Below are 26,047 nucleotides of genomic sequence, written 5' to 3'. Positions count from 1 at the left end.
CCTGCTTGGGCAAAGGTCGCGGCGCGCCGCTCCCTCGGCGCAGGGGATATCGATGATCAAGTCTGAACTCATCGCCAGGCTCGCGAACGAAAACCCGCACCTGACGCAGAAGGACGTCGAGCGCGTGGTGGGCGTCATCCTCGAGCGGATGATCAACGCCCTGGAAGCCGGCGGCCGCGTCGAACTGCGTGGTTTCGGGGCCCTGTCGGTGCGCTCGCGCCCGGCTCGCGCGGGCCGCAATCCGCGCACCGGGGAGACCGTCGACGTCCGCGCCAAGCATGTGCCGTTCTTCAAGAGCGGCAAGGAACTGCGCGCCCGCCTCAACGCCGACTAGTCGGCCGGCCGACTCTCTTGCCCCTGGGGGCGAACCGGCTCAGCCTTTCGGCGTTCCGGTTAGCCCTGAGGGACAGTCGAGAGGGACCCAGCATGAGCATCGTCAAGGAATTCCGCGAGTTCATCGCTCGCGGCAACGTCATCGACCTGGCCGTCGGCGTGATCATCGGCGCGGCCTTCAACGGCATCGTCAAAAGCCTGGTCGACCAGGTGATCATGCCGCCGATCGGCCTGCTGACCGGCGGGCTCGACTTCTCGAAGCTGGAATGGGTGCTGCGCGCCGAAGATCCGGCCACCGAGGCGATCGAGAAGGTCGCGATCCAGTATGGCGCCTTCATCAACACCCTGATCCAGTTCTTCATCGTCGCGGCGGTGGTGTTCCTGCTGGTCAAGCTGGTCAACCAGATCCGCCGCACCGACGCGGCCGAGCCGGCCCCTGCCGCGCCGCCCGCCCCGACCCCGGAAGAAAAATTGCTGACCGAGATCCGCGACCTGCTGGCCACGCCGGCCGTCGCCGCCGTGGCTCCCGCCGCCGCAAAGCCCGCGCCGGCCCCCAAGGCCGCCGCCGCGCCGAAGGCCCCGGCCAAGAAGCCGGCCGCTCCGCGCAAGCCGAAAGCTTGAGCTCCCAAATCCTCCCCCTGAAGGGGGAGGTGGCCCGTAGGGCCGGAGGGGGAAGATCCTGCTAAAGTCGATGACGTCGCCGGAGGGAGCAATCACGTCCCCCTCCGTCGGCTTCGCCGACACCTCCCCCTTCAGGGAGAGGATCTGGTCCTCAGAAATCCACCGCCACGCCCTTGCGCTCCCAGTCGCCGAAGCGCGTGGGCTCGGGGCCGTCGCGGCCCCCCTTTTCCGTCGGCATCGCCAGGGCCGCCTCGGCCTCGCGGCGAGCGGCGGCTTCCTCCAGGGCGCGACGGGCGGCGGGGCTCAGGTCCTTGCCAGGCGCGGCGCCCAGGCGGGCCAGTTCCGGGTCCTGAACCTCGGAAAACGGGGAAGAAAGATCGTCGGACATGAGCTTTCATAGCACGCAAGCGCCTAAGGATCATCCAAGGGGCTTGCGCTCGCGCTCATTGCGGGGCACGGCGGGGCGGTGACTCAGGAACTTAACGACGGCCTTCCCGCACGGGAAGCGGCCCTCGCCCTACTCGACGCGGCTCTCTCGCGCCGCGGCGGCCTCGACGAGGCCGCGACGACCAACGCTTTCCGCGCCCTGGAGCCGCGTGAGCGCGCCTTCGCGCGCGCCCTCGCCATGGCCGCCCTGCGCCGCCTCGGCCCAGTCGACCGGGCTTTGGCCGCCAAGCTCAGCCGCGAACCGCCGCCGCGCGTGCGCAACCTGCTGCGCCTGGGGGCCACTCAGGCCTTCTTCCTCGACGTGCCGGCCTTCGCCGCCGTCGCCACCAGCGTCGAGCTGGCCGGCGCCAACAAGACCAGCCGTCCGTTCAAGGGCCTGGTCAACGCCGTGCTGCGGGGACTGCTGCGCGACGGCGCACCGGCCGATGACCCCTCGACTCTCGTGCCGCCGTGGCTGTTCGCCCGCTGGGCCGGCGCCTGGGGGCAGGACGACGCCCTGGCCCTGGCCGCCGTGGTCGCCGAGGAACCGGCCACCGACCTTTCGGTGAAGCCGGGAACCGACCTGGCGTCCCTGGCTGAAGCCCTTGAGGCCGAGATCCTGCCGGGCGACACCCTGCGCACCCGCCGCCGCGGCGACGTCGCCGGCTGGCCCGACTTCGAGGCCGGGACCTGGTGGGTGCAGGACGCCGCCGCCGCGATCCCCGCGCGCCTGCTGGACGTGAAATCCGGCGAGACCGCCGTCGACCTTTGCGCCGCCCCCGGCGGCAAGACCCTGCAGCTGGCCGCCGCCGGCGCCAGGGTGGTGGCCGTCGACCGCTCGGCCGCCCGCCTCAAGCGCGTTGGCGAGAACCTCGCCCGCATGGGGGTGGAGGCCGAGGTCGTCGCCGCCGACGCCTCGACCTGGGCAGACGCGCGCACCTTCGACGCCGTGCTGCTGGACGCCCCGTGCTCGGCCACCGGCACCTTCCGCCGCCACCCCGACGTGCTGTGGGCTGCGCGCCCAGGCGACGTGGCCAGCCTGGCCAGCGTGCAGTCGGCCCTGCTGGACAGCGCCGCCCAGCGCACCGCCCCCGGCGGCCGCCTGGTCTATTGTGTCTGCTCGCTGGAGCCGGAAGAGGGCGAAGCCCAGATCGAGGCCTTCCTGGCCCGTCACCCGGAGTTCTCGCTGGCCCCGATGACCGCCGGCGAGGGCGGCGCGCCGCAGGCCAGCCTGACGGCCCGCGGGACGCTGCGCCTGCTGCCTCACCACCGCGAAGGCGGCCAGGACGGCTTCTTCGCGGCTCGTTTCGTAAAGGCCAAGTAGAGCGGGGAGCCAAACCTGGCCTCCACTCGCTTGTAGCTTGAGCCTTTGACCGGTAATTCAAAGACACCGACCTTAGGGACACCATGACCGCGCCGATCATCGCCCCGTCGATCCTCGCCTCCGACTTCGCCAAGTTGGGGGCCGAAGTCGCCGCCATCGAGGCGGCCGGCGCCGACTGGGTGCATGTCGACGTCATGGACGGCCACTTCGTGCCGAACATCACGCTCGGCCCCGACATCGTCAAAGCCATCCGGCCGCACGCCAAGATCCCGTTCGACGTGCACCTGATGATCAGCCCGGCCGATCCGTACCTGGAAGCCTTCCGCGAGGCCGGCGCCGACATCATCAGCATCCACCCGGAAGCCGGCCCGCACCTGCACCGCTCGCTCAAGCGCATCCGCCAGCTGGGCGCCAAGGCCGGCGTGGTGTTCAACCCCTCGACCAGCCTCGATCACGTCGAATGGATCCTCGAGGACGTCGACCTGGTGCTGGTCATGTCGGTGAACCCCGGCTTCGGCGGCCAGAGCTTCATCCCAGGCCAGCTGCGCAAGGTCGAGGCCCTGCGCAAGCTGATCGACGCCCAGGGCCTGGACATCATCCTGGAAGTCGACGGCGGCGTGACCCCGGTCACCGCGCCTCAGTGCGTCGCGGCCGGCGCCACGGCCCTGGTGGCCGGCTCGGCGGTGTTCAAGGGCGGCCCGGACGCCTACGCCGCCAACATTCGCGCCCTCAAAGGGGACTGACGCCACCGCATGAACGGCGCGCCCGCTACGCCCTCCGCATCCAAGCCCGCCGGTCGCCCCCTGCGGCGCGGAGTCGTGCTGGCGCGGTCGGTCCTTGCCTCGGTCCGCGCCGCCTTTGAGCGCGAGTGGTTCGGCTCGCCGCCGCATCGCGCGGTGATCACCGCCCCCCGACCGGTCGGCCTGTCCGCCCGGCCGCACGATCCCCGCCCCGTCGACCTTCATCGCGGCCGCCAGCTGCTGGACGGCGTGCTGACCCTGCACGACGAGAGCCTGAAGGTCGGGGCCGAAGGCGACCCCTTCGACACCCCCAGCCCCTCGCGGGCCTTCGCCGTGGCCCTGCACCGCTTCGACTGGCTGCCGGGCCTGCTGGCCCAGGGGCCGGAAGGCGCGCGCCGGGCCCTGCGGCTGATCCAGGACTGGCGGCGGGTGTTCGGAACCTGGAACGCCTTCTCGTGGTCGGGCGAGTGCCTGGAGCGCCGCACCTTCCATCTGGCCTGCGCCGCCAAGACCCTGTCGCCCGGCGCCTCCGACGCCGAGGCCGCCGCCCTGGCGCTGGACGTGGCCCGCGGCGCTCGCCAGCTGATGAAGGCCTCCGACGCCCCCGACCGCGCCCTGGAACGGGCCGTGGTCGTCGCCATCGCCGGCACAGCCCTGGTCGGCAAGGCCGCCGACCAGCTGATGGCCGAGGGCCTGCGCCGCGTCGCCCGTGACATCGACGCCATCGTGCTGCCAGACGGCGGCCACGCCTCGCGCTCGCCAGAGGCCGGGCTGGAGCTGCTGTTCGACCTGCTGACCGTGGACGACGCCCTGGGCCAGCGCGGCCGCCCGACGCCCGAGGCGATCAGCCGGGCCATCGACCGCCTGTCGTCGGGCGCGCGCTTCTTCACCCTGGCCGACGGCAAGCTGGCGGCCTTCCATGGCGGCGAGACGGTCGAGCCGGCCCGCATCGCCGCCGCCCTGGCCCATGACGACCACGGCCCGCGCCCGCCGATGGACATGCCGCACGTCGGCTTCCAGAAAATGCAGGGCGGGACGATCCAGGTGCTGGCCGACGCCGGCGCGCCGCCCGTGGGCGCGCTCAGCCGCTCGGCCTGCGCCCAACCGGCGGCGCTGGAAATCATCTGCGGCAAGGACCGCCTGATCACCTCCAGCGGCTGGAGCCCCGAGGCCGCCAACGCCCAGGCTTTCCGCCTGTCCGACGCGGCTTCGACGGTGTCGGTGGGCGAGGGCTCGGCCGGCCGGCCGCTGTCGGGCTTCCGGGCCGCCGCGCTCGGCCCCTGGCTGGTCGACGGCGCCACCAGCGTCGACTCCCGCCGCCACGACGGCGAACAGGGCGTCTGGCTCGACATCGTCCATGACGGCTGGCGGCGCCTTGGCCTCAAGCACGCCCGCCGGCTGTTCCTAGACCTGGCCGCCGACGAACTGCGCGGCGAGGACAGCCTGATCCCGATGGCCGAGGCCAAGCTGGACGGCCCGCGCCGCTATCACCCGTTCAAGATCAGCTTCCACCTGCACCCCGACGCCCGCGCCTCGCTGGCCCGGGACGGCAAGAGCGTGCTGATCAAGGGGCCGTCCAATGTCGGCTGGTGGCTGCGCAACGATGCGCCCGACGTCGCCGTCCTGGCCGCCCCGCATTTCGACCACGGTCACGCCCGCCAGGCGGGGGTGATCGTGCTCAAAAGCCAGGTCCGCGCCGAGAAGGGCGCCAAGATCAGATGGAAGCTGGCGCGGGCCGCTGACCACTAAACCCAGATCCTCCCCCCGAAGGGGGAGGTGTCGGCGCAGCCGACGGAGGGGGATGTGATCCCCCACATCGGCGTGGTCTTCGACTTCGGCAGGCCCTTCCCCCTCCGGCCCTTCGGGCCACCTTTCCCTTCAGGGGGAGGGTCTTCAGCCTCAGTCCAGCGACCGATCCTTCGTCTCGGGCAGCAGGAACGCCGTCACCAGCACGCTGATCAGGGTGAAGATCACCGGGTACCAGAGCCCGGCATAGATATCCCCCACCGCCGCAACGATGGCGAAGGCGCTGAACGGCACGAAGCCGCCGATCCAGCCCGTGCCGATGTGATAGGGCAGCGACAGGGCGGTGTAGCGCACCCGGGTCGGGAAGAGCTCGACCAGGGCTGCGGCCAGAGGGCCGTAGAGGGCCGTGGCCCCGATCACGAACACCAGCAGCACCCCGAACACGCCCCAGAGGTTCATGCGGGCGGGATCGGCCGCGGCCGGATAACCAGCCTCGACCAGCGCCGCCTTGATCGCGGCCTCGCTGGCGGTCTTCACGGCCTTGGCTTCAGCCGCCGGCAGGCCCTTGGCGCTCTGCGAAACGATGCGCGCCTGGCCCACCTGGACCACCGCCTGGGACCCGGCCGGTGCGGCGTGGTTGGCGTAGGAGACGCCCGCATTGGCCAGGGCGCTCTTGGCGATGTCGCAGGACGAGACGAAGGCGGCCTTGCCGATGGGGTCGAACTGCAGGGCGCAGTCTGCGGGATCGGCCGTGACGCTGACCGGCGCCCTCGCCGAAGCCTCGGCGAGAGCCGGATTGGCGGCGCGCTCCAGGAGGTGGAAACCCGGGAAGTAGAAGGCCAGCGCCAGGGTCATGCCGCCCAGCATCACCGGCTTGCGGCCGATCCGATCCGACAGGGCGCCGAACACGACGTAGAGCACCGCGCTGACCGCCGCGGCGCCCATCATCAGGCCGTTGATCGTGCCGGGCGCGACCTTCAGGAACTTCTCCATGAAGGTCTGGATGTAGAAGAAGGTCGTGTACCAGACCGCCCCCTGGGCCGACATCACGGCGAAAAAGGCCAGCAGCACAAGCTTGAGGTTCTTCCACTGCCCGAAGGCCTCGGCATAGGGCGCCTTGGACGCCGCGCCCTCTTCCTTCATCCTGGCGAAGGTCGGGCTTTCGCTGAGCTTCAGGCGCATCCAGACCGAGACCGCCAGAAGGCCGATCGAAACGGCGAACGGGATGCGCCAGCCCCAGTCGTCGAAGGCTTCAGGCCCCACGAGCGCGCCCAGCGCCCAGCGGGTCGCCAGTATGACCATCAGCGCCGCGAACAGGCCCAGCGACGCCGAGCTCTGCACCCACGAGGTGGCTCGGCCCCGCAGGCCGGGCGGGGAATGCTCGGCGACGTAGATCGCCGCCCCGCCATATTCTCCGCCCAGGGCGAAGCCCTGCACGCAGCGCAGGATGATCAGCAGGATCGGGGCGATGATCCCCGCCTGCTGGAAGGTGGGCAACAGGGCGATGGCGAAGGTGGCGCCGCCCATCAGCAGCACCGTGGCCAGGAACGCGCCCTTGCGGCCGGCCTGGTCGCCGATCTTGCCGAACACCAGCGCCCCCAGCGGCCGGAAGGCGAAGCCGACGCCGAACAGGGCCAGAGCCGCCACGTAGCCGGCGGTGTCGGACAGGCCCGTGAAGAAGGTCTTGGAAATGACCTGGGCCAGGCTGCCGAAGATGAAGAAGTCGTACCACTCGAAGGCCGTGCCTGCCGACGAGGCCGCCACAACCGTGCGCATCGAGGCGCCCTTCTCCTGAGCGGCGCCGGCAGTCGTGTCCGTCATGCGGATCCCCCTGATTGGCAGGAGGATTAGCCCGTAACGCCGGTAGCTGAAAAGGGCGCTGTCTGGGGGACCGTCAGGCTGCCTCGGTTTCGGCGGTCGAGGCCGCCTCGGCCACACGCACGATCTCGGCCAAGAGGGCGGTGGGCGAGATCGGCTTGGCCGCCACGCCGTTCATGCCAGCCGCCAGGTAGGTGGCCCGCTGGTGGGCCAGGACGTTGGCGGTCAGCGCCACGATCGGCGTCGCGCCGACAGGCCCCGGCAGGGCGCGGATGCGCCGGGCGGCCTCCAGGCCGTCGACGCCGGGCATCTGCACATCCATCAGGATCAGGTCGAAACCGCGCGTCGCGGCCTCGACGCCCGACAGCCCGTCCTCGGCGGTCTCGACGTCGGCGCCCAGCATCTCCAGGATCCGGCGCGCGACCATGCGGTTGGTGGAGTTGTCTTCGACCACCAGCACCTTGAGGCCTTCCAGCATCTTGTCGCCGTCGGCCTCGTCGCGCGGGACGGTCTGCACCGGCGGGGCGCTGATCGACAGGCTGAAGGTCGAACCCTCGCCCTCGACCGAGCTGAACTCGACCTCGCCGCCCATCATCTGGGCCAGGCGACGGGTGATGGCCAGGCCCAGCCCCGAGCCGCCGAACCGGCGGGTGGTGCTGGCGTCGGCCTGCTGGAAGCGCTGGAACAGCCGGGCCTGGGCCTCCGGCGCGATGCCGACGCCGGTGTCGGAGACCTCGAACACCAGACGATCGCCCTCGCCCCGGCGCAGGCGCAGCGCCACCGAGCCCGACAAGGTGAACTTCACGGCGTTGCCGATCAGGTTGAACAGCGCCTGTCGCAGGCGCGTGGGGTCGGCCAGCACAATCCCGTGGTCGGGGGCCTCGACGATCAGGGCCAGGCCCTTGTGCTCGGCCTGGGCGCGCAGCAAACGCGCCACGCTATGGGCCAGTTCGGCGGGATCGATCGGTTCGGGCGCGACCTCCAGGCGTCCAGCTTCGATGCGCGAGAAGTCGATGATGTCGTCCAGCAAGGTCGACAGCATACGGCCGCAGGCCAGAGCCTCGCCCAGCAGGTGGTCGGCCTCGGACGACAGCCCCTGGCGCTTGAGCAGGTGGATGACGCCCAGCACCCCGTTCATCGGCGTGCGGATTTCGTGGCTCATATTGGCCAGGAACTGGGCCTTGGCCTCGTTGGCGGCCTGGGCGGCGCGTTCGGCCTCGACCAGGGCCAGCTCGGCGCGCTTCTGCTCGTCGATGTCGAGCACCAGGCCATAGGCCTTGCGCACCCGGCCCGAAGGATCGCGGCGGATCTCGTGGAACAGGCGGATCCAGCGTTCTTCGCCATTGGGACGCATCACCCGGGCATCGAAGGCCCGCTCGCCCCAGCGGCCGACGGCCCCGGCGGCGTAGACGGCGGCCACGTCCTCCGAACGGATCATCGGCCAGATGGCCTGGCGCACGTCGTCGAAGGTGATGCGCTGACCCAGGATGCGGTGGAACTCCGGCGAGCCCCAGAAGGTCTTCTCGGCGTGGTCGATCTCGTAGACCCCAGCCTGGGCCGCGCCCAGCGCCGTCTTCAGCCGCCGGGCGTTGGCGCGGGCCTCGCGGCGCGCCTCGGTCAGGGCGGTGACGTCGTCCATGTAGGTGATGACGCCGGCGATGGCGCCGCTGGCGTCGCGCCAGGGCCGGGCCTCCCAGCGCAGGCGGTGCTCGCGGCCATGGCCGTCGGTCAGGCTGTCCTCGCGCCGCACGACGGTCTGGCCGGTCAGGGCGCGCTCGACGGCCGCCACGAAGCGCTTGCGCGCCCCGTAGGTCAGCTCCTGCAGCGACTTGCCGATGACCTCGGCCTCGGTAGCCTGGAAAATGTCGAGGAAGCGCGGGCTGACGACGGTCAGGCGCAGGTCGCGGTCGTAGAGGGCCACGGCGAACGGCGCGCCCTCGACCAGCTTGCGGGCCTTCTCCTCGCCCCAGCGGGCCAGGTCGCGATCGCGGGCGACGTCGGTGATGTTCTGCGAGATGCCGCGCAGGGCGAAGACCCCGCCGGGGCGCGGCTCGGTCTGGAAGGTGGCGCGGAAGGCGAACTTCTGGCCGGTCGCGCCGCGCATGTGGTGCTCGATCGTGCCGCCCTGCCCCGTGCGCACGGCGCGGGAAAAGGTGGCGCGCACGCGGCCGCGCTCGGGCTCGTCCAGCCGGGCGTAGAAGGCCTCGGGCGTCGAGACCTCTTCGGGGCGCAGGCCCGTCAGGCTGAGAATGTCGCTCGACCACTCGATGCGCTGGGCGACGGGGTCGAAGCTCCACACCCCCACCCCGGCCGCCGAGGCCAGCATCTCGCGGGTGCGGCGGGAGACGGCCTGCTCGGCCTTGCGGGCCACCTCGGCCGAGACGTCGCGCAGGGTGCCCACCAGTTCGCCAGCGGGACCCAGGCGCGCGTGGGCCTCCAGCCAGACGCGGCGGCCGTCGTTGCAGATCATGCGGACGCGGAACACCGCCCCGCCCATGCCCTGGATCACCTTGCCGCCCTCCAGCAGGCTTGGATGGTCTTCGGGATCGACGAACTTCAGGGGCGACTGGCCGATCAGGTCGGCGGCGGTCCAGCCGGTCAGGCGGGTCCAGGCCGGATTGACGGTGACGAAACGACCCTCGACCACGACCGCGAACAGGTCGTGTGCGTTCTCGAAGAACCACTGCGCGCTCTCGGCCTGGCTCAGCGGCGCGGGCGGCGTGTCTGGCGAGGGCGGCGAGGACATCCCAGCTCCCGGGGGAAGATGAGGCGGATTGTCGCGACCAAGGGTAAACTTAAGGTTGGCGCCAGCGCGTTCAGGGCGAGAAATCGAACGCGGTTCGCGGCCCACGGGACGAAAATCGCGACCTCGCCGTCCCCAAAGCAAAAACCCCGCCCGGATCGCTCCGGGCGGGGTCTTCAGGTGATCTTTTCGCCAGGGCGAAGGGATCAGTAGCGGACGTTCAGCGTCAGCATGGTCTGACGGGCCGGCGCCGGGTCGGCGTGGTGCACGCCGTTGGTGCGCAGGATGTAGCGTTCGTCCGTCAGGTTCTGGACGTTCAGCTGCAGGTCGACCTTGTCGTTGACGCGGTACGAAGCGAAGGCGTCGTAGCGGGTGTAGGACGGGATGTAGATGCCGCTGGCGCCGCCGCCGGCGCCGCCCTGGTTGCCGCCGAAGGTCTTCGACACGTAGTAGGCGCCGCCGCCGATGGTGAGCGGACGCAGCACGCGGTAGGTCGTGAACAGGCTGAAGGTGTTCTTCGGCGTGTTGGCCAGCGGGTCGCCGACGTTGACGTTGTTGTAGGCGCCGCGGACCAGCTCGCTATCCATGTAGGTATAGCCGCCGAACACCTGCCAGGCCGGTGTGATCTTGCCGGAAACGCCCAGTTCGACGCCCTGGACGCGAGTTTCGCCGGCCTGTTCGTAGACGCCGACCTCGACCTGGATCTGGGCGTTCTTGCGCTCGGTGCGGAACACCGCGCCCGACACGGCCAGCTGGTCGCCGAACAGGTTCCACTTGGCGCCGGCTTCGATGCTGGTGGTGTCTTCCGGATCGAGGACGGTCGTGGCCAGGTTGCCGGTGCCGGTGCCGCCGGCCGTGTTCTGGTCGCCCGACGAGATGGTCGGCGGGGTCGAGGAGGTGGCGTAGGAGACGTACAGGCTGCTCGACGGGGTCGGCTTGTAGTTCAGGCCGACCTGATAGTTGACGAAGTCCCAGCTGGTCTTGGGCACCGTCGTGTAGGTGACCGAGGTGATCACGCCATTGGCGTTGGTCGAGGCGGCGTTGTAGCCGCGGGTCTCGTACTCGTCGTAGCGGACGCCGAGGTTCAGCAGCAGCTTTTCAGTGAGCTTGACCGTGTCGAAGGCGTAGAGCGCGGCGGTCTTGGTCTTCGATTGCGAAGCCGGACCGCGGTTGATCGTGCCGCTCCAGGCGTCGCTGGGGTTCGGCGCGTAGAGACGCGTGCAGTCGCCGGTGCCGGCGCCGGTGAAGCCGACCGGGCAGGTCGAGCCGCTGGCGGTGTAGAAGGTGTAGCTGGCGTTGTCGTTCTGCTCGCGACCGAGCTCGAAGCCGGCGTTGAAGCTGTTCTCGACCGAGCCCAGGTTGAACTTGCCGCTGACGTCGCTGACGAAGGCGATGGTCGTGGTCTCGTTCCAGCGCGACTTGGTGCCGCGCTTCATCCACCACTCGCCGGCCACGAACTGGGCCGCGCCGCCGTCGCCGGGGTTGGTGACGAAGTAGTCGTTCAGCGTCTTGCCATAGCGGAAGGCCTGGCGGACCGAGAAGTTGTCGTTGATCTCGTGGCGGACGGCGATCGTGCCGATGTCGGCCTTGGTCTTCATCCAGTCGCGGTCGAGGCCGTAATAGGCGTCGCGCGAGACGTCGAGGATGCCGCTGGCCGGACGGGTGCGGCTGTCGGTGCCGGCCACGCCCCAGGTGCGCTTGCTGGCCAGCGGAATGCCGTAGTCCGGGTCTTGGTCGGTATCCAGGTGGTAGTAGCTGAAGGTCAGCTGGGTGGCGGTGTCGATGCCGAAGGCCAGCGACGGGGCGAGGCCCCAGCGTTTGAAGTCGACGCTGTCGCGGCCGGGCGTGTCGCCCTTGGTCGTCATCAGGTTCAGGCGGAAGGCGGCGTTCTCGGCGAAGGCGTAGTTGCCGTCGGCGGTGACGCGGTAGTAGTTGTCGGTGCCGACGGCGGCCGAGCCGGCGGCGAAGGTGCGGGCCTTGGGCGACTTGGTCGACAGGTTGATGCTGCCGCCGCCCGAGCCGCGGCCGCTGTAGACCGAGTCCGGACCCTTGATGACCTCGACCTGCTCGAGGTTGAAGACTTCGCGGGTCTGGCCGCCGGTGTCGCGGATGCCGTCGACGAAGATGTTGTTGCCCGAGGCCTGGCCGCGGATGAACGGACGGTCGGCCAGCGGCTGGCCGCCTTCGCCGGCGCCGAAGGTGATGCCCGGCGAGGTGCGCAGGATGTCCTGCAGCGACGTGGCGGCGGTCTGCTCGATGATCTGACTGGAGATCACCGTGATCGAGCGCGGGGTGTCGACCAGCGGGGCGGTGTACTTGCCCGACTGCATGTCGGTGGCCTTGCGGGCGTCGACGGCGACGCCCGAGACTTCCTGGACGTCAGCCGAGGCCGGCGCGGTGGCGACTGGCGCATCGGCGTCGGCGGCGAAGGCGGCGGGCGCCAGGGCGAGGCCCGCGACGCCGGCGACGGCGGCGGCGCCCAGGGCGCGGCGGGCTTGGCTGCGAACGCCGGCGACGGCGGGCGAGGAAGGCATTTGCATTATGTCGAGAGACCCCAGCTCGGGTCGCGGGGGAGGATCCGCGGCCCCTGTCCTGAAATTGCGAGGCGTTCTTAGGTACGCAATTGCCGGGGTGCAATAATAATCAGTCGCAGGAAGGCCGCGGTCGCCGCTGAGCGCGACAACCGTGACCATTATGCAACGTATCGGCTGTGTATCAGGCGCCGCGGGCGACGAACCAGCCGTTGCGGAAGCCCTGGTCGGCCTTGCCGTACAGGAACGGCTCGCCTTCGGGCGTGGTGAAGCGTCCGCCGGCGGCGACGATCAGGGCGTGGCCGGCTGCCGTGTCCCACTCCATGGTCGGCCCGTGGCGCGGATAGATGTCGGCCGCGCCCTCGGCGATGCGAGCCAGCTTGATAGACGAATCCATCGGCGCGCGCAGGGAGAAGCCGTACTGGTCGGCCAGCGCCGTGGCCTTGTCTTCCTTCATCGTGTGGCTGACCAGGGCCAGGGCCTGCCCCTCCGGCCAGGCGCGCGCGCGCACCGGCGTTTCGGCGCCGCCCGGTCCCTCGCGCTTGACCACGCCGCCGTCGGCCGTGAACCACACCTCGCCGGTGGCGGGCGCGCACACCGCGCCGGCCACGGGGACGCCGTCGTCGATCAGGCCGATGTTGACGGTGAAGTTGGGATCGCCGCGCACGAAGGCCTTGGTGCCGTCCACCGGATCGACCAGGAAGAAGCGCGGACCGATGGAGTCGGGCGTGCCGTACTCGCAGGCGTGCTCCTCGGAGATGGCGGGGATTTCGGGAAAGCGCTCGGCCAGCAGGGCCAGGATCACCTTCTCGCCGGCCTTGTCGGCCTCGGTCACGGGGCTCTCGTCGGCCTTGCGCACGACGTCGAGCTCGGTCCGCCAGAACGGCAGGATCACCTCGGCGGCGGCCTCGACGATACGGGCCAGGTCGCGTCCGATGTCGGCCGGAAGGGGGGCGGCGCTCATGCTTGTCCTCTAGGGTCGTCGCCGACGAAGACCAGTCTCACGACGCGGGCGTCGATCGTCTGCTTGCCGGCCTCTTCGAAATTCACGGTGACGCGATGGCCGGTCACGGACTGCACCTGGCCAAGGCCCCAGTCGGGCTGGCCCGGATGGCGCACCAGCACGCCGGGTTCGAGAAACGGATCCATCACGGCTCCCTGATAGAGCGTGGCGAGGCAAAGTGTGAGCGGTTTTCGGCGTCGCCCAGCGTCGATTTGCACCCGGCCTGGTTGAAAGCGATTTCGCGGCCACGTTTGCCAAAGCCCCAAATCACGCCAAAGATCGCGCCCATGACCGACACCGCCGCCCCCGCCTCGCCCGCGCCCGCCGTCTCGCTGGACGTCAACGGCCCGGATTTCGCCGCCCTGGTGGCCGCGCGCCTGTGTCACGACTTCATCAGCCCGGCGAGCGCCATCGTCTCGGGCCTGGACCTGCTGGAAGACCCCAGCGCCCAGGACATGCGCGACGACGCCATGAGCCTGATCAGCAGCTCGGCCCGCAAGCTGGCCGACCTGCTGCAGTTCACCCGCGTGGCCTTCGGCGCCTCGGCCTCGGCCGAGTCCTTCGACTCCCGCGAGCTGGAGCGGCTGGCCCAGCAGGGCGTCTTCGCCCACGTGCGTCCGAACCTTAACTGGGACATCGCGCCGCAGCCGCTGAACAAGGCCGCCTCGCGCGCCCTGCTCAACATCGCCCAGATCGCCGCCAGCGCCCTGCCCGCCGGCGGCTCGGCCACGCTGCGCGCCGTCGTCGCCGACGGCCGCACGGCGATCACCGCCGACGCCGTGGGCCCGCGCGCTCGCCTGCGCCCCGAGGTGCTGGCCGGCCTGAAGGGCGAGCCGCTGGGCGAGGGCCTGGGCGGCCCCTGGGTGCAGGCGGCCTATCTGTATTCGGTGGTGCGCGCCGCCGGCGGCCAGATCGGCGTCGAGATCGCCGAAGAGCGCGTCAGCATCGCCGCCTGGACTCCCGCCGTCGACTGAGACGCACCTTTTTCAACGCCGTCACCGCTCCTTAACCCGGATCGGCCAATGCTGGCCGTCTAGGATTTGGAGCGCGTCAGTCGGCGAAACCGCACACACTTTCGCCTGACGCGCTCGCGATTTGGAGCGCGCCGTGAAGACCTGCCTCGTCGTCGACGACAGCCGGGTGATCCGCAAGGTGGCCCGCCGTGCGTTGGAGGACATCGGCTTCGAGATCGCCGAGGCCGCCGACGGCATGGAGGCGCTGGCCTGGTGTCGCGCGGCCATGCCCGACGCCGTCCTTCTCGACTGGAACATGCCGGTGATGAACGGCCTGGAATTCCTGCAGCGCCTGCGCCAGGAGCCGGGCGGCGACACGCCGGTGGTGGTGTTCTGCACGGTCGAGAACCGGGTCGAGAACATTCGCCTGGCGCTCGACACCGGCGCCGACGAATACATCATGAAACCGTTCGACGGCGAGATCATCGCCGCCAAGTTCGCCGAGGCGGGCCTGCTATGACCCCCGAGGACATGGATCTGCTGGCGGCCCTGGGCCGCGCCCGCGCCGGCCTGAAGGTCGAGACCGACAAGCACTATGTGGTCGAAAGCCGCCTGGCGCCGCTGGCCCGGCGCGAAGGCTATCCGTCGATCGAGGCCCTGGTGGCGGCCCTGCGCGCCAAGCGCGAGGAGCGGCTGATCTGGGCGGTGGTCGAGGCCCTGACCATCAACGAGACCGCCTTCTTTCGCGACCGCGACACCTTCGCCTTCATGCGCGACGTGGCCATGCCGGAGCTGTCGCGCCGACGCAAAGACGGCTCGGTGCGGGTCTGGAGCGCGGCCTGCTCGACCGGCCAGGAGATCTACTCCCTGGCCATCGCCGCCCATGAGGCGCGCGACATCGAGCCGGGCGTACGCTTCGAGTTCTTCGCCTCCGACCTCTCCGAGCGCTGTCTGGAGAAGGCCCAGAGCGGCCTCTACACCCAGTTCGAGGTCCAGCGCGGCCTGCCGATCCGCCTGCTGATCAAGCACTTCGAGAACCAGGACGAGACCTGGGCGATCTCGCCGCGCATCCGCCAGGCCGTGCGCTGGCGGCGGATCAACCTGGTGTCCGACCTGTCGGGCATGGGGGTCTTCGACCTGGTCATGCTGCGCAACGTGTTGCCGGGCCTTGATCCGTCGGTGCGCGCCCGCGTGGCCGAGGCCATGGCCGCCCGCCTCACCGAGGACGGCCTGCTGGTGTTGGGCGAGGGCGAAAGCCTGGCCGGCGTGACCGAGGCGCTGCGTCCCCTGCCCGGCCGTCCGGGCCTGTTCGCCCGCGACCCGGCCTTCCGCGCCGCGGCGGCCTAGATCCTGGCCCTGCGCCGACGGCGCGGGACGAGGCCTCCGATCTTTTCCAAGATCCAGCCGGCCAGCCGCCGCCGCATCGACGGCGGCGGCTCTGGCGCTTCGGCCATCGCCTTCGACAGCTTGGCGAACAGCAGGGCCGCGGGTCCCGGCGCGGCGAGCGCCGTGCGCGCGTCCAGGGCGTCGATCACCTGCCGCGAAATCCGGCGATAGGGCGCGGCCGGAACCGTGGCATGGGCGGCCGGCGTGCGGCAGTCGGAGAAGTCGGGCGCCAGGCCGCAGCCGGCGCTTAAGGCCTCGGAGATGCGGGCGGCATAGTCCGGATCCTGACCCAGGCGGTCGACGTCGATCACCAGGTCGGCCTGCGGCAGGGCCTTCAGATAGGACAGCAGATAGATCGCCAGGAAGGCGGTGAACGAGGTCCGCGCCGGCGCGCGCTTGAGCCGTCGGCGCATGGCGGCGATGCGGGCCGGCAGGTCGTCGCCCTTCGGCGCGGGCAGGCCCTGCTGCCGGGCCAGAGGCTCGGCCCCGACGGTCTCCGACAGCAGGACATACTGGCACAGCTCGAAATAGGTCGGGCGAGGCCGCTTGCGCAGCGAGTGGAATGACAGCCACTGCTGCAGCGGATCGCGGATCAGCACCACATGGAAGCCGCCGAACCGCCGGCGCAGCCAATCGACGCGCCCCAGCGTGCGGCAGCAGGCCAGCACCGGCGTCCGCCCCGCCGCCTGGGCGCTGCCGACCAGGCTGGCCACATAGGCGGTTTGGGCGGCGTCCTGCCGGTCGGCCGGCAGGAAGTAGTCGTCGAGGGCGAAGCGCGGCTGATAGCCGGCGACGCCGCCGCCTGGCTTCAGCAGGTCCGCAAACTCGGCGAGGTAGGGAACGTCGTCGCCAGGATGGCGCAGGCCGCTGGCGCGCGGGGTCTCGCGGGCGATCCGCTCGGGCGTCAGGGTCGCGAGCTGTTCGTGCCAGGGCTCGTAGTAGGCCCGCACGCCGGGCAGGGCGCGAAAGCGGCTCCAGACATAGGTGCTGGAGCAGCGCCAGCCGCTGTGCACGAACACCGGGAGGGGAGCGGGATCGGAGGAGGCAGCCGGGACCGTCATGGCCGGCAGGATCGGGGTCCAGCTTGTCTGGCTTATCTCCCCGCCGACAGCAAAGCCGGACCTTTTCTTTCAGGCCGGCAACGCTTGATGCGCTGGCGAGACGCGTCGGCGCCGGTTCGGCGCCATGCGCGCAACAGGACGATCCTGAATGCAAAAGACCCGCCCCCGGAAGGGGCGGGTCCTTCGTTTCGAACCTAGGACGGCTAGGTTCAGTTCTTGGCGTCGCGAGCGGTGTCGCTGACGGCCGCGCCGGCCGACGAGACGTCCTTGCCGGCGCCTTCGACCGTGTTGCAGGCGGCGACGCTGAGGCTGGCGGCCAGGGCGGCCAGGATGACGAACTTGCGCATGAGAGTTCTCCGGTGCTCGCCCTGACGGGCGTCGATAGATTGCCCAGAGCAAACGTGGCCGGAGGGCCTAGGTTCCGGCCTGATGCTGGGGCGGCGGCAGAGCCTGCGGCGTCGGAAACACGAGGCGCACAAGGAGGCCGCCCATCGGGCTGGCGTCGAACTTCACCTGGCCGCGCAGCTGGCGGGCGAAGGCGGTCATCAGGGTGCGCCCCACCCCCTCGCCCGGGCCGGCGGGGGCGCCGGGGCCGTCGTCGCCGATGGCCAGCTCGGCCTCCTCGCCGCGCACGAAGAAGTCGACCGTCAGCACCCCGCCGCGCTCGGACAGGGCGTGCTTCTGGGCGTTGGTGATGGCCTCGACGGCGAACAGGGCCAGCGGGGCCAGACGGTCCGGATCGATGACCAACGGGTCGGCGTGGACTTCGGTGCGCACCGAGCCCTGGCCGTTGACGTCGCCGGCCAGCAGCAGGGCGGTCAGCTCCTCCAGGAACGGCCGCAGGTCCACCCGCTTGAGGTCCGGCCCCTGGTAGAGGGCGCGATAGATCTGGGCCAGGGCGGTGATCCGCTGGCGGGTGTCGTTCATCGCCGTGCGCGCCGCCGGATCGGTCAGGGCGCGCTGCTGCATGTTCAGCAGCGAGGTGATGATCTGCAGGTTGTTCTTCACCCGGTGATGGATCTCGCGCATCAGCGAGTCCTTCTCGGCCAGGCTGTCGCGCAGAGAGGCGTCGCGCGTGACGATGCCGGCGGCCATCTGGTCGAGCGTTTCGGCCAGCTCGCGGATCTCGGGCGGCGCGCGCTCGGCCTGCAGCGGACGCACCGTGAAGCGGCCCTTGGCGTAGATCGCCGCCACCCGGCGCAGATAGACGATCCACCGGATCACCGCGCGCTCGGTCGCCCAAAGCACGCCGGCCAGGGCCAGGCCGAAGGCCAGCAGCGGCGGCAGCATTCGCGAGATCGGACTGAGATTGGCCCAGGACAGCAGCCCCGGCGCCGGCGCCGACAGCACCACGAAGACGTCGTCCTCGACCAGCGGAGCGGCCGAGAACAGGCGGCGACGACCCTGCGCGTCCTTGCCGGACCAGAGGATGGTCTTCTGGCCGGCCTCGGCCTCTTCGCGCAGGTGCGCGCTGGCGGGGCCGAACGCCTGGGGGGCGGTGGCCGAGAAGACATTGCCGCGCGCGTCGGCCAGGCCGATCTCGGCGCCGTCGGGCAGGAAGCGGTTGGCGGTCTGGGGCTTGAGGCTCGACAGGGTCAGGACCGCGGCCATGGCCCCGTCGAACACGCCCGCGCCGTCTTCGGCGCGGACGGCGGTCAGCACCGAGGGCTCGCCGGCATAGACCGCGCCAGGCGCCGGCGCGACGGCCAGATGCGCGCCGGCCGCCAGGTCGAGGAACCAGGGGCGCTGGGCGCGCTCGGGGTCGCGCGGCGTCGTGCCGGCGGCGCAGGCGACCCGGCCGTAGGCGTCGAAACGGATGAGATTGGCGTAGCCGGGCAGGCGCGACTTCACCGCGTCGAGCCGCCTGGCGCACTCCAGACCGACCGAGCCGGGGCCCAGGGTCTGGAGCAGCACGCCAGCCGCCTCGATGCGGGCCCGGGCCGTGGCGGCGCTGTGGCCGGCGGCGAGCTCAAGGCTCTGCCGGCGCGCGTCGCCCTCGGAGCGGAACGCCAGATAGGACTGCCCCACGCCGATAGCCAGCACGGGCAACAAAGCCAATGCAAGCGTCAGGGCTAGCCTGACCCGGATCGTGCCGACGACCTTGGCCGCACGGCCGTACACGCGCTTCACCGCTGGGTGCTCAGGCGCTCCGCATCGGCCAGGATGGCGTGCATCGCGTCACCCGCGGCGGCGCCGTCACGCTCGTAGCCGCCCGACTCGAGGATGGCCTGCAGCGCCCGGCGAGCCCGGCTGACCCGGCTCTTGACCGTGCCGACCGCGCAGCCGCAGATGTCGGCCGCTTCCTCGTAGGCGAAGCCGCCGGCGCCGACCAGGATCAGCGCTTCGCGCTGTTCCGGCGGCAGCATGGCGAGGCTCATGCGCAGCTCGTCGAGGGCGACCGGGGCTTCCGGATCGTCCACCGCCACCAGGGTCCGCTCGGCGGCTTCCTGGTCGAGCTGGCTCTGACGCCAGGAGCGACGCTTTTCCGAATAGAACTGGTTGCGCAGGATCATGAAGGTCCAGGCCTTCATGTTCGTGCCCAGCTGGAAGCTGGCGCGCGCGTCCCAGGCCTTCATCATGGCGTCCTGCGCCAGGTCGTCCGCGGCCGTCGGGTCACCGGTGAGGGTGCGTGCGAAGGCCCGCAGGTGCGGGATGAGAGTGACGAGTTCTTTCTTGAAGACCCCGTCACGGGCCGGATCGATGGGCGATCGGCCGACTTGCGCTTCGCTCATGCTCAACGCTCTCCCGAAGGCTTGTCAGCCTTGCGCAGGATGTCGAGGAATTCGTCCGGGACCGGCTCGTTGACCACCTCGTCGAACATCTGCCGAAGCTTGACGCCGATGGCCTGCTGCCGAAGCCGCGCCTCGTCGAGCGAGGCGGCTCCCTTGCGTTGATCTTCCATGGGTACGTGTTCGATCATGTCCTCGACGCCGGTTGTGCGCAGCGTCCGCCCCCTGCGGCCGAATGTGTAAATGCTGGAGGTCAACGCCACATTCCGCATCGGGTTCCACAAGCTTGAGCATAGAGTGCCAAAATTCGGAACGGTGCGGAACCGCTCTCGCGCAGGGCACGTTATGCACTCGACTGAACGGCATAGCTTTGCCGTGACAGAAGGCCTTTTTTGTTTCGAAGACACTCTACGGGAGGGGTCATGAGTCTTCTTGCCCGACTGGCGCCGCACCTGCCCTACGTTCGCCGTTACGCCCGCGCCCTCACCGGCGATCAGACGACCGGCGACCACTATGTGCGGGTGGCGCTGGAGGCTCTCGCCGCCGGCGAACGCTCGCTTGACGCGGCGCTGTCGCCGCGCGTGGCGCTGTATCGCGTTTTCCACGCCATCTGGCTGACCTCGGGCGCCCAGCTCGAAGCCCGCCGCGATGACGTCTCCGATGACGCTTCGCAGCGCCTGCTGCGCATCGCCCCGCGTTCGCGCCAGGCGTTCCTGCTGACCGCTCTGGAAGGCTTCACGCCGACCGAAGCGGCCCAGATCCTTGACTGCGACTTCGGCGAGGTCGAGCGGCTGATCGCCGACGCCCAGGCCGAGATCGACGCCGAGCTGGCGACCGAGGTCCTGATCATCGAGGACGAGCCGGTCATCGCCGCCGACATCGAGGCGCTGGTGCGCGAGTTGGGCCATGACGTCATCGACATCGCCGCCACCCGCGGCGAGGCCGTCGACGCCGTCGCCCGCAAGACGCCCGGCCTGGTGCTGGCCGATATCCAGCTGGCGGACGGCTCGTCGGGCATCGACGCGGTCAAGGACATCCTGGCCCGGCTCGACGTGCCGGTGATCTTCATCACCGCCTTCCCCGAGCGCCTGCTGACCGGCGAGCGCCCGGAACCGACCTTCCTGATCACCAAGCCCTTCCAGCCCGAAACGGTGAAGGCGGCGATCGGCCAGGCGCTGTTCTTCCACCCGCGCCGGACCCGCCAGGCCGCCTGACGGCGGCCGGCGAAGTCCTGAAACGACGAAGGCCCCGGCGAGCGATCGCCGGGGCCTTCTCTTTGGTGCGTTTCCATGACGGGCTTCTGCCGAGCCCTTCCCTCAGTCCCGCGCGGCCCCTAGTGGGCCGGCGCGGTCTGTTCCTGCGGGGTCTGCTTGGGCGAGGCCAGTTCGGTAGTGCCCTGCTGGGCCTCGGCCGGCGTGTTGGCGCCCTTGTTGCCTTCCACCGAGGCCAGTTCGCCCGAGCGCATGCCCCAGCTGCCGAACAGGGCGATGGCGGCCAGCACGATCGAGATCACCAGCACCCAGAAGATGTGGCGACCCCAGCGACCCTGGCGGGCACGGGTGGCCTTCAGGGTGGGCGAGTGTTCGGTGTTGATGTCGGTCGCCATGGGCGCCTCCTATTTCGCGTCTGTCCACGCGGCCGGAACCGAGCGGCCGGCGTCGAACTGGGCGGCGGCGAAATGCTGTACGGTCCCGACCGCAAGCGCCATGCCCAGAACCGTCGCCACGGCGAGCAGGCGCGAACTCCGGACCTGCCTGCGGCGACGCTGGGTTTCGAAGACCAGTCCGCCATGTGCGGCTTGATAAGCGCGGATCATCACGTCGCTCCCCATTCGCCCCGCATGACGCGGGATCACGAGAACAACGTTTCGCGCACGGCCGCGTTCCGACGGCCTGTCGATAGGCCTCAGAGGGCTGCTCGCCGGGCAGGCGAAAAATATTTCGAAGTTTCGGGAACGCGGGTGATGGGAGGTCGTTCTATGTCTGCGGAGGCGGCGACGCCCCCCCGACTTGAGGCTGGTGAAAGCCAGCCTGCCGTCTCCGCAACCCCCTTTTCTGTCGAGCCTCGAGGCGGATCGGATCACCGACCCGCCTTTTCTGTATTGGCGGCTCGGGATCAGGGCCTGGCGGGACCTTCCAGGTCGATGCGCACGTCGGCGCGGCGGCGCAGCGGACGGGCCTCGCCGTCGCGGGTGGTCGCCCCGGCGTCGCCGGCGGCCGTCACCTCGAAAGACACCTGGCGGAAACCGACCTTGGCCAGCGCGCCGGTCACGGCCCCCGCGCGCTTTTCCGACAGGGCCAGGTTGGCGTCAGGCGCGCCGACGGCGTCGGCCAGGCCCACGACATGGACGTTTCTGGCCGTGCAGCCCTTGGCCATGTCGGCTGCGCCACGCAGCACCTGCCTGGCCTCGCGGGTGATCGCCGCGGAATCGCGTTCGAAATAGATCGAGACGGTGAAGTCCTCGCAGGCGGCCGGAAGGGCCTCGATCTGCGACCGCGACTTGGGCCAGGGACCGCTCGCGCAACCCGCCGCCGCAACACCGATCGCCGCCATGGCAACCCAAACGCCCGCCTTGCTCATCCGTCGCCCTCTCGTTGCACCATCGTGTCGCCCCGCCAGACATGCCAAAGGCGGCCGACGCGCGCCGACCGCCTTCGAAATCCTGTCTGGACGAAGCCGCCCTAGCGGGGGCTGCCGTCTTCCCAGAAATAACGACCGCTGCGCGAGTCGTAGTAGTAATACCGTCCAGCGCGCTCGTCATAGTACTGGCGACGATTAACGTTGGTCGCGCCGCAGCCGCCGTCTTCGCGGCAGCCCTTGATGGCGCCGGCGGTGCCGCCGATAGCCGCGCCGATGGCCGCGCCCGTGCCGGCGTCGCCGCCGCCGACATTGTTGCCGATCACGGCGCCGGCGAGGGCGCCCAGAGCGGCGCCGCCGGCGGCGTTGCGTTCGGTGTTGCCGGTGGCCGTGCAGGCGGTGGCCAGCAGGCCGGCGGCCGCCACGGCGATCACTGTGGTCTTCATCTTGGCTCTCCGTTCGAGCGTGTCCCGGTCACTCAAACGGAGCATGAGCGGCGGAAGTTCCGGCCCCCGCGCCCGGGAACCCACGCCAAGCGCCGCCGTTTGCTCCGCAAGGGGGCCGTGATCGGCCGCGCCGACGGGAGTTTTCATGCGCGTCGAACTGGTCGCCAACGTCGCCTCCGGGTCAGTGGGACGAGACGGTCCCGAACGCGCCGAGGCGATCCTGGCCGAGCATGGCGTCGAAGCGAACGTCCACACCCCGGCGGGCGGCGAGCTGGAGCCCTGCCTGGCGCAGGCCCTGTCGCGAAAGCCGGACGTGCTGTTCGTGCTGGCCGGCGACGGCACCGCCCGGGCGGCGGCCGAGATGGCCGGGCCTGACGGTCCGCTGGTGGCCCCCCTCCCCGGCGGCACCATGAACATGCTGCCGCGCGCCCTCTATGGAGAGCGGGCCTGGCCGGAGGCGCTGAAGGCCTGCCTGACCCATGGCGAGGAGCGGATGATCTCCGGCGGCGAGGTCGCCGGCCGCCTGTTCTTCGTCGCCGCCATCCTCGGCAGTCCGGCCCTATGGGCCGAGGCCCGCGAGGCCGCCCGCCAGGGTCGCGCCGACCTGGCCATCATGCGCGCCCAGCGAGCGCTGAGGCGGGCCTTCTCAAGCCGCCTGCGCTACGTGCTCGACGGACGGCCCAAGGAGAAGACCGAGGCCCTGACCCTGATGTGCCCGCTGGTTTCCACGGCGCTGGACGCCGACGAGCGGGCCCTGGAAGCCGCGGCCCTGGATCCCAGCAACGCCCTCGACATCTTCCGCCTGGGCGTGAAGACCGTCACCGGCGCCTGGCGCGACGACCCGTCGGTCAGCGTCGGCCGCTGCCGCGTGGGACGGGCCTGGGCCGGCGGACGCATCCCCGCCATTCTCGACGGCGAGCCGGTGCGGCTGGACGACCACGTCACCATCCGCTTCCGCCCCAAGGCCTTCCGCGCCCTGGCTCTGAAGGCCGACGCGCCGTGACCGACGCCGTCTTCAAGATGGTCCAGGTCTCCGACATCCACTTCGGCGGCGAGCATCCGGAGGCCGTCGAGGCGGCCGTGGAGTGCATCCACGCGGCCCGGCCCGACCTGGTTATCGGGGCCGGCGACCTGACCAAGGACGGCGCCCAGGCGGAGTTCGACGCCGCCCGCGCCTGGTTCGAGCGCCTGCCAGGACCCCAGCTCTTCGCGCCGGGCAACCACGACAGCCCGTTCAAGGGACCGGTGGAGATCTTCGAGCGCCTGTTCACGCCCTGGCGGCGCTACGAGGCCCGGTTCGGCGAGCCCGACGGCCTGGCGTTCCGCGACGAGCGGGCGGCGGTGTTCACCCTCAATTCGGCGCGCGGGGCCCAGATCCGCTGGAACTGGTCGAAGGGGGCGGTTTCGCGCGCCCAGACCAAGGCGGTGGCGAGGCGCCTGGCGGCCGAGCCGGCGGGGCGGCTCAAGGTAGTGGTCTGCCACCACCCGCTGATCGAGATGATGGGCGGACCGATGACCGCCAAGGTGCGGGGGGGCGAGGCCGCGGCCCTGGCCTTCGCCAACGCCGGCGCGGATCTGGTGCTGACCGGCCACATCCATGCGCCGTTCGTCCACGCCTATCCCTATGCCGGCGGCTGCACCCAGGCGGTCGGTTCGGGCACCCTGTCGGTGCGCGAGCGCGGCGTGCCGCCCAGCTTCAACATCATCGAGGCCGACGAAGTCGAGATGCGCATCACCGCCATGGCGTTCGAGCGCACCGGCTTTTCGGTCTGGCGCACCTGGGCGGTGAACCGGCGGCCCAACTGCAAGACGGACGATCCGTAGCCCCGTCCTTCGACAAGCCCTGGATGGGGGCCAGGACAAAGGCCAGCTCGGAACCGCACCCTGAGCCTGTCGAAGGGCGAGGTTTCGTATCCCTGAATGCAAGAAGGGCGGGACCTTGCGATCCCGCCCTTCTCGAGGTCGGCCCTCGAACGGTCGATCAGACCGGGTATTTCCAGGCTTCGCCCTGGCCCTGAGCCGCGGCGTACTGGGCGTCGGCGAACGCCCAGTTGGGCAGGGCGTCGAACCAGGCTTCCAGGAAGCCCTTACGGTTGTTCTGGTGGTCGAGGTAGTAGGCGTGCTCCCACACGTCGCAGACCAGCAGCGGGGTCACGCCCGGCTTGGTCATGGCGCCGTCCGCGTCGTGGGTCGAGATGATCGACAGCTTGTCGCCTTCGGCGACCAGCCAGGCCCAGCCCGAGCCGAAGTGGCCGACGCCCTCGGCGACGAACTTTTCCTTCAGGCCGGCCAGGCCGCCGAAGGTTTCGTCGATGGCCTTGGCCAGGGCTTCGCCGGGACCAGCGCTGGCCGGAGCCATGCATTCCCAGAAGAAGGCGTGGTTCCAGGCCTGGGCGGCGTTGTTGAACACCTTGCCCGGGCCGGCGTCGGCGATGACCGCTTCCAGCGAGCGGCTGTCGTCTTCCGGCAGCAGACCGTTCAGCGCGTTGACGTACGCGGCGTGGTGCTTGTCGTGGTGGAAGTGGAGGGTGTTGGCCGAAATGGTCGGCTGCAGCGCCTCGTAGGCGTAGGGCAGGTCAGGCAGCTTGAACATGGTTGCTCCATGGCGAAACGCCCCCGGAAGATGGGCCGGGGGCGATGAAAAGATAGGGACCCGCGCTACAAAAACTTCAGCGCGGCGGCGGAGGCGTCGATGCTCGGCGCGACGCCATGAAGGCGGACGCCACCGATGCGGTGAAGGTCGGGTTCTTCAGCGCGAAGACGCCCGCGGCCAGGGCCGCACCGATCGATAGCAGCGGCCGGTCCTTGACCATGTCCACTAGACGTTCGGTCAAGCCGTCCACATGGGGCGGCGCGGCGTGGCGCGCACGCGCGGAGGCGGCTTCGGCCCGGCCCGCGACGATCAGGCCGGTGAGGGCGACGATCAGGGCGAAGGCGGCGGCGACCACCGCGGCCGCGCCGGCCGAGGTCAGGATCGGCGCCAGCACCGCGTACAGCGCGAAGGCGGCGGCGAATACGCTCACGGCAGCGGCCGCGGCGATCGCCGCGGCCGCTGCAAGCGTCATCAGGGTCTTTTCGAAGATCACTTGTTGTGGCTGCGGCTGCCGGCGAGCAGGAGGCCCAGGAGGACGCCGACGCCGAGGCCGGCCAGGGTGGCGGTGATCGGACGTTCGCGGACGCGCTCGGAGACGTACTTCTGGGCGTCTTCCAGCTGCTGGCCGGCGGTGTCGGTGTAGGTGCGGCTCTGGGCGCGCAGGGTGTCGAAGCTGTCGACCAGGTTCTTCTCGAGGCGCTTGGCGGCGTCGGCGAAGCTGGCCTTGGCGGCGCTGGCGGCCTCGGCGAAGGAGCGTTCGGCGTGCTCGGCGGCCGCACCGGCGGCGGCCGTCGCCTTGTCGGCTTCGTTCTGAGCGGTGTTCAAGGCGTTCGCGGGCATGTCTCGTCTCCGGTTCGCGGCAGGCTTTGCGGGAAGTGCAGCTCAAGCTGCGCCCCGACAACGCGGAGCCCGCACGGCCAGTTCCCACCTTAGCGCGACCCGAAAAGCTTCACCACAGGAGATCGCACTGGAGCATCCGATCCCCGCTCGCGCCACGCGAGAAGCCGGTCTATGTTC

At 70.4% G+C, this 26,047-nt stretch carries 28 protein-coding genes and 1 pseudogene; 11 read left to right on the top strand and 18 right to left on the bottom strand.

Going from position 1 to position 26,047, the window contains the following annotated elements:
- Window positions 1-52: 52 nt before the first annotated feature.
- A complete protein-coding gene (locus DDF67_RS12445) occupies window positions 53-334 on the top strand; it encodes an integration host factor subunit beta (RefSeq protein ID WP_109101206.1) in 282 nt (93 codons plus the stop codon).
- 92 nt (window positions 335-426) lie between these two features.
- A pseudogene (mscL, locus tag DDF67_RS12440) lies at window positions 427-834 on the top strand (large-conductance mechanosensitive channel protein MscL); the annotation flags it as partial.
- 271 nt (window positions 835-1,105) lie between these two features.
- On the opposite strand, the gene DDF67_RS12430 reads toward mscL, so the two are convergent.
- Window positions 1,106-1,342, bottom strand: coding sequence for a DUF1674 domain-containing protein (locus DDF67_RS12430; protein WP_109101205.1), 237 nt, complete (start codon window positions 1,340-1,342; stop codon window positions 1,106-1,108).
- A gap of 78 nt (window positions 1,343-1,420) precedes the next feature.
- Here DDF67_RS12430 and DDF67_RS12425 point away from each other — a divergent pair, with 78 nt between their 5' ends.
- From DDF67_RS12425 to DDF67_RS12415, 3 genes are all read left to right on the top strand, one after another.
- Complete coding sequence (locus tag DDF67_RS12425; protein WP_109101204.1) at window positions 1,421-2,704, top strand: RsmB/NOP family class I SAM-dependent RNA methyltransferase; 1,284 nt, start codon at window positions 1,421-1,423, stop codon at window positions 2,702-2,704.
- Between the two features lie 83 nt (window positions 2,705-2,787).
- The gene (gene rpe, locus DDF67_RS12420; RefSeq protein ID WP_058348977.1) at window positions 2,788-3,447 is read left to right on the top strand and encodes a ribulose-phosphate 3-epimerase; all 660 of its coding nucleotides are present in this window, start codon (window positions 2,788-2,790) and stop codon (window positions 3,445-3,447) included.
- A 9-nt stretch (window positions 3,448-3,456) separates the two neighbouring features.
- Window positions 3,457-5,193 (top strand): heparinase II/III family protein, encoded by a 1,737-nt coding sequence (locus DDF67_RS12415; RefSeq protein WP_109101203.1) that lies wholly within the window; start codon window positions 3,457-3,459, stop codon window positions 5,191-5,193.
- A gap of 150 nt (window positions 5,194-5,343) precedes the next feature.
- Here the strand turns inward: DDF67_RS12415 and DDF67_RS12410 are convergent, their stop codons facing one another.
- The 5 genes from DDF67_RS12410 to DDF67_RS12390 form a co-directional block, all read right to left on the bottom strand.
- Entirely contained in the window at window positions 5,344-7,011 is a 1,668-nt protein-coding gene (locus DDF67_RS12410; protein ID WP_109101202.1) for an MFS transporter, read from the bottom strand.
- A 73-nt stretch (window positions 7,012-7,084) separates the two neighbouring features.
- Window positions 7,085-9,754, bottom strand: a complete 2,670-nt coding sequence (locus DDF67_RS12405; protein WP_109101201.1) for a PAS domain S-box protein — start codon at window positions 9,752-9,754, stop codon at window positions 7,085-7,087.
- 203 nt (window positions 9,755-9,957) lie between these two features.
- Window positions 9,958-12,291 carry a TonB-dependent receptor gene (locus DDF67_RS12400; protein ID WP_109101200.1) on the bottom strand — a complete coding sequence of 778 codons (2,334 nt, stop codon included), beginning with the start codon at window positions 12,289-12,291 and terminating at the stop codon, window positions 9,958-9,960.
- A gap of 175 nt (window positions 12,292-12,466) precedes the next feature.
- Entirely contained in the window at window positions 12,467-13,246 is a 780-nt protein-coding gene (gene cysQ, locus DDF67_RS12395; protein WP_109101199.1) for a 3'(2'),5'-bisphosphate nucleotidase CysQ, read from the bottom strand.
- The gene (locus tag DDF67_RS12390; RefSeq protein ID WP_101711171.1) at window positions 13,243-13,434 is read right to left on the bottom strand and encodes a DUF3553 domain-containing protein; all 192 of its coding nucleotides are present in this window, start codon (window positions 13,432-13,434) and stop codon (window positions 13,243-13,245) included. The genes cysQ and DDF67_RS12390 overlap by 4 nt, the downstream gene beginning before the upstream one ends.
- 138 nt (window positions 13,435-13,572) lie before the next feature.
- Between DDF67_RS12390 and chpT the strand changes: the two genes are divergently transcribed.
- The 3 genes from chpT to DDF67_RS12375 all read left to right on the top strand — a co-directional run bounded on the left by chpT (window position 13,573) and on the right by DDF67_RS12375 (window position 15,585).
- Window positions 13,573-14,259, top strand: coding sequence for a histidine phosphotransferase ChpT (gene chpT, locus DDF67_RS12385; protein ID WP_109101198.1), 687 nt, complete (start codon window positions 13,573-13,575; stop codon window positions 14,257-14,259).
- A gap of 121 nt (window positions 14,260-14,380) precedes the next feature.
- Window positions 14,381-14,758, top strand: coding sequence for a response regulator (locus DDF67_RS12380; protein WP_199229219.1), 378 nt, complete (start codon window positions 14,381-14,383; stop codon window positions 14,756-14,758).
- Window positions 14,755-15,585, top strand: coding sequence for a CheR family methyltransferase (locus DDF67_RS12375; RefSeq protein ID WP_109101197.1), 831 nt, complete (start codon window positions 14,755-14,757; stop codon window positions 15,583-15,585). Before DDF67_RS12380 ends, DDF67_RS12375 begins: the two co-directional genes overlap by 4 nt.
- Here the strand turns inward: DDF67_RS12375 and DDF67_RS12370 are convergent.
- From DDF67_RS12370 to nepR, 5 genes are all read right to left on the bottom strand, one after another.
- Window positions 15,582-16,685, bottom strand: coding sequence for a hypothetical protein (locus DDF67_RS12370; RefSeq protein ID WP_109101196.1), 1,104 nt, complete (start codon window positions 16,683-16,685; stop codon window positions 15,582-15,584). The two genes, DDF67_RS12375 and DDF67_RS12370, sit on opposite strands and share 4 nt — an antisense overlap.
- A 209-nt stretch (window positions 16,686-16,894) precedes the next feature.
- Window positions 16,895-17,032 carry an entericidin A/B family lipoprotein gene (locus tag DDF67_RS12365; protein ID WP_101711168.1) on the bottom strand — a complete coding sequence of 46 codons (138 nt, stop codon included), beginning with the start codon at window positions 17,030-17,032 and terminating at the stop codon, window positions 16,895-16,897.
- Between the two features lie 67 nt (window positions 17,033-17,099).
- Window positions 17,100-18,815, bottom strand: a complete 1,716-nt coding sequence (phyK, locus tag DDF67_RS12360; RefSeq protein ID WP_109101195.1) for a sensor histidine kinase PhyK — start codon at window positions 18,813-18,815, stop codon at window positions 17,100-17,102.
- Window positions 18,812-19,417 carry a sigma-70 family RNA polymerase sigma factor gene (locus DDF67_RS12355; RefSeq protein ID WP_109101194.1) on the bottom strand — a complete coding sequence of 202 codons (606 nt, stop codon included), beginning with the start codon at window positions 19,415-19,417 and terminating at the stop codon, window positions 18,812-18,814. The genes phyK and DDF67_RS12355 overlap by 4 nt, the downstream gene beginning before the upstream one ends.
- Window positions 19,418-19,419: 2 nt before the next feature.
- Window positions 19,420-19,605 carry an anti-sigma T factor NepR gene (nepR, locus tag DDF67_RS12350; protein ID WP_101720661.1) on the bottom strand — a complete coding sequence of 62 codons (186 nt, stop codon included), beginning with the start codon at window positions 19,603-19,605 and terminating at the stop codon, window positions 19,420-19,422.
- Window positions 19,606-19,836: 231 nt separating this feature from the next.
- Here nepR and phyR point away from each other — a divergent pair, with 231 nt between their 5' ends.
- Window positions 19,837-20,628 carry an anti-anti sigma factor/receiver protein PhyR gene (phyR, locus tag DDF67_RS12345; protein ID WP_109101193.1) on the top strand — a complete coding sequence of 264 codons (792 nt, stop codon included), beginning with the start codon at window positions 19,837-19,839 and terminating at the stop codon, window positions 20,626-20,628.
- 119 nt (window positions 20,629-20,747) lie between these two features.
- On the opposite strand, the gene DDF67_RS12340 is transcribed toward phyR, so the two are convergent.
- The 4 genes from DDF67_RS12340 to DDF67_RS12325 form a co-directional block, all read right to left on the bottom strand.
- On the bottom strand, window positions 20,748-21,020 hold the full coding sequence (locus DDF67_RS12340; RefSeq protein WP_109101192.1) for a hypothetical protein: 273 nt from the start codon (window positions 21,018-21,020) through the stop codon (window positions 20,748-20,750).
- Between the two features lie 9 nt (window positions 21,021-21,029).
- Window positions 21,030-21,230 carry a hypothetical protein gene (locus tag DDF67_RS12335; RefSeq protein WP_146198020.1) on the bottom strand — a complete coding sequence of 67 codons (201 nt, stop codon included), beginning with the start codon at window positions 21,228-21,230 and terminating at the stop codon, window positions 21,030-21,032.
- Window positions 21,231-21,529: 299 nt separating this feature from the next.
- Window positions 21,530-21,967: an OmpA family protein gene (locus DDF67_RS12330; RefSeq protein WP_233247636.1), complete on the bottom strand. Its 438-nt coding sequence runs from the start codon at window positions 21,965-21,967 to the stop codon at window positions 21,530-21,532.
- 128 nt (window positions 21,968-22,095) lie between these two features.
- Window positions 22,096-22,437, bottom strand: coding sequence for a YMGG-like glycine zipper-containing protein (locus tag DDF67_RS12325; protein WP_101711161.1), 342 nt, complete (start codon window positions 22,435-22,437; stop codon window positions 22,096-22,098).
- A gap of 145 nt (window positions 22,438-22,582) precedes the next feature.
- On the opposite strand from DDF67_RS12325, the gene DDF67_RS12320 reads away from it, so the two are divergent.
- Window positions 22,583-23,440 (top strand): diacylglycerol/lipid kinase family protein, encoded by an 858-nt coding sequence (locus tag DDF67_RS12320; protein WP_109101189.1) that lies wholly within the window; start codon window positions 22,583-22,585, stop codon window positions 23,438-23,440.
- Window positions 23,437-24,261: a metallophosphoesterase family protein gene (locus DDF67_RS12315; protein ID WP_332888327.1), complete on the top strand. Its 825-nt coding sequence runs from the start codon at window positions 23,437-23,439 to the stop codon at window positions 24,259-24,261. The genes DDF67_RS12320 and DDF67_RS12315 overlap by 4 nt, the downstream gene beginning before the upstream one ends.
- A gap of 157 nt (window positions 24,262-24,418) precedes the next feature.
- Here DDF67_RS12315 and DDF67_RS12310 read toward each other — a convergent pair whose 3' ends face one another.
- The 3 genes from DDF67_RS12310 to DDF67_RS12300 all read right to left on the bottom strand — a co-directional run bounded on the left by DDF67_RS12310 (window position 24,419) and on the right by DDF67_RS12300 (window position 25,870).
- Window positions 24,419-25,030, bottom strand: coding sequence for a superoxide dismutase (locus DDF67_RS12310; RefSeq protein WP_109101188.1), 612 nt, complete (start codon window positions 25,028-25,030; stop codon window positions 24,419-24,421).
- A 76-nt stretch (window positions 25,031-25,106) separates the two neighbouring features.
- Window positions 25,107-25,502 carry a hypothetical protein gene (locus tag DDF67_RS12305; protein WP_233247635.1) on the bottom strand — a complete coding sequence of 132 codons (396 nt, stop codon included), beginning with the start codon at window positions 25,500-25,502 and terminating at the stop codon, window positions 25,107-25,109.
- Between the two features lie 17 nt (window positions 25,503-25,519).
- Window positions 25,520-25,870: a hypothetical protein gene (locus DDF67_RS12300; RefSeq protein ID WP_109101186.1), complete on the bottom strand. Its 351-nt coding sequence runs from the start codon at window positions 25,868-25,870 to the stop codon at window positions 25,520-25,522.
- Between the last annotated feature and the right edge of the window lie 177 nt (window positions 25,871-26,047).

Origin of the sequence: Caulobacter endophyticus (assembly GCF_003116815.1) — a bacterium.
Taxonomy (GTDB): domain Bacteria; phylum Pseudomonadota; class Alphaproteobacteria; order Caulobacterales; family Caulobacteraceae; genus Caulobacter; species Caulobacter endophyticus.
The sequence above is the reverse complement of the archived record's forward strand: the minus strand, read 5'-3'. Positions and strand labels throughout refer to the sequence as shown.

Excerpts from the sequence above, each read along its gene's own strand:
- DDF67_RS12445 (WP_109101206.1), top strand. The coding sequence starts at position 53 with ATGATCAAGTCTGAACTCATCGCCAGGCTCGCGAACGAAAACCCGCAC.
- DDF67_RS12305 (WP_233247635.1), bottom strand. The coding sequence starts at position 25,502 with ATGACGCTTGCAGCGGCCGCGGCGATCGCCGCGGCCGCTGCCGTGAGC.
- DDF67_RS12415 (WP_109101203.1), top strand. The coding sequence starts at position 3,457 with ATGAACGGCGCGCCCGCTACGCCCTCCGCATCCAAGCCCGCCGGTCGC.
- DDF67_RS12300 (WP_109101186.1), bottom strand. The coding sequence starts at position 25,870 with ATGCCCGCGAACGCCTTGAACACCGCTCAGAACGAAGCCGACAAGGCG.
- DDF67_RS12320 (WP_109101189.1), top strand. The coding sequence starts at position 22,583 with ATGCGCGTCGAACTGGTCGCCAACGTCGCCTCCGGGTCAGTGGGACGA.
- DDF67_RS12335 (WP_146198020.1), bottom strand. The coding sequence starts at position 21,230 with ATGATCCGCGCTTATCAAGCCGCACATGGCGGACTGGTCTTCGAAACC.
- nepR (WP_101720661.1), bottom strand. The coding sequence starts at position 19,605 with ATGATCGAACACGTACCCATGGAAGATCAACGCAAGGGAGCCGCCTCG.
- DDF67_RS12330 (WP_233247636.1), bottom strand. The coding sequence starts at position 21,967 with ATGGCGGCGATCGGTGTTGCGGCGGCGGGTTGCGCGAGCGGTCCCTGG.
- DDF67_RS12405 (WP_109101201.1), bottom strand. The coding sequence starts at position 9,754 with ATGTCCTCGCCGCCCTCGCCAGACACGCCGCCCGCGCCGCTGAGCCAG.
- DDF67_RS12365 (WP_101711168.1), bottom strand. The coding sequence starts at position 17,032 with ATGCGCAAGTTCGTCATCCTGGCCGCCCTGGCCGCCAGCCTCAGCGTC.
- DDF67_RS12310 (WP_109101188.1), bottom strand. The coding sequence starts at position 25,030 with ATGTTCAAGCTGCCTGACCTGCCCTACGCCTACGAGGCGCTGCAGCCG.
- DDF67_RS12430 (WP_109101205.1), bottom strand. The coding sequence starts at position 1,342 with ATGTCCGACGATCTTTCTTCCCCGTTTTCCGAGGTTCAGGACCCGGAA.
- DDF67_RS12340 (WP_109101192.1), bottom strand. The coding sequence starts at position 21,020 with ATGGCGACCGACATCAACACCGAACACTCGCCCACCCTGAAGGCCACC.
- chpT (WP_109101198.1), top strand. The coding sequence starts at position 13,573 with ATGACCGACACCGCCGCCCCCGCCTCGCCCGCGCCCGCCGTCTCGCTG.
- rpe (WP_058348977.1), top strand. The coding sequence starts at position 2,788 with ATGACCGCGCCGATCATCGCCCCGTCGATCCTCGCCTCCGACTTCGCC.
- DDF67_RS12370 (WP_109101196.1), bottom strand. The coding sequence starts at position 16,685 with ATGACGGTCCCGGCTGCCTCCTCCGATCCCGCTCCCCTCCCGGTGTTC.
- cysQ (WP_109101199.1), bottom strand. The coding sequence starts at position 13,246 with ATGAGCGCCGCCCCCCTTCCGGCCGACATCGGACGCGACCTGGCCCGT.
- DDF67_RS12325 (WP_101711161.1), bottom strand. The coding sequence starts at position 22,437 with ATGAAGACCACAGTGATCGCCGTGGCGGCCGCCGGCCTGCTGGCCACC.
- DDF67_RS12375 (WP_109101197.1), top strand. The coding sequence starts at position 14,755 with ATGACCCCCGAGGACATGGATCTGCTGGCGGCCCTGGGCCGCGCCCGC.
- DDF67_RS12400 (WP_109101200.1), bottom strand. The coding sequence starts at position 12,291 with ATGCAAATGCCTTCCTCGCCCGCCGTCGCCGGCGTTCGCAGCCAAGCC.
- phyR (WP_109101193.1), top strand. The coding sequence starts at position 19,837 with ATGAGTCTTCTTGCCCGACTGGCGCCGCACCTGCCCTACGTTCGCCGT.
- DDF67_RS12410 (WP_109101202.1), bottom strand. The coding sequence starts at position 7,011 with ATGACGGACACGACTGCCGGCGCCGCTCAGGAGAAGGGCGCCTCGATG.
- DDF67_RS12355 (WP_109101194.1), bottom strand. The coding sequence starts at position 19,417 with ATGAGCGAAGCGCAAGTCGGCCGATCGCCCATCGATCCGGCCCGTGAC.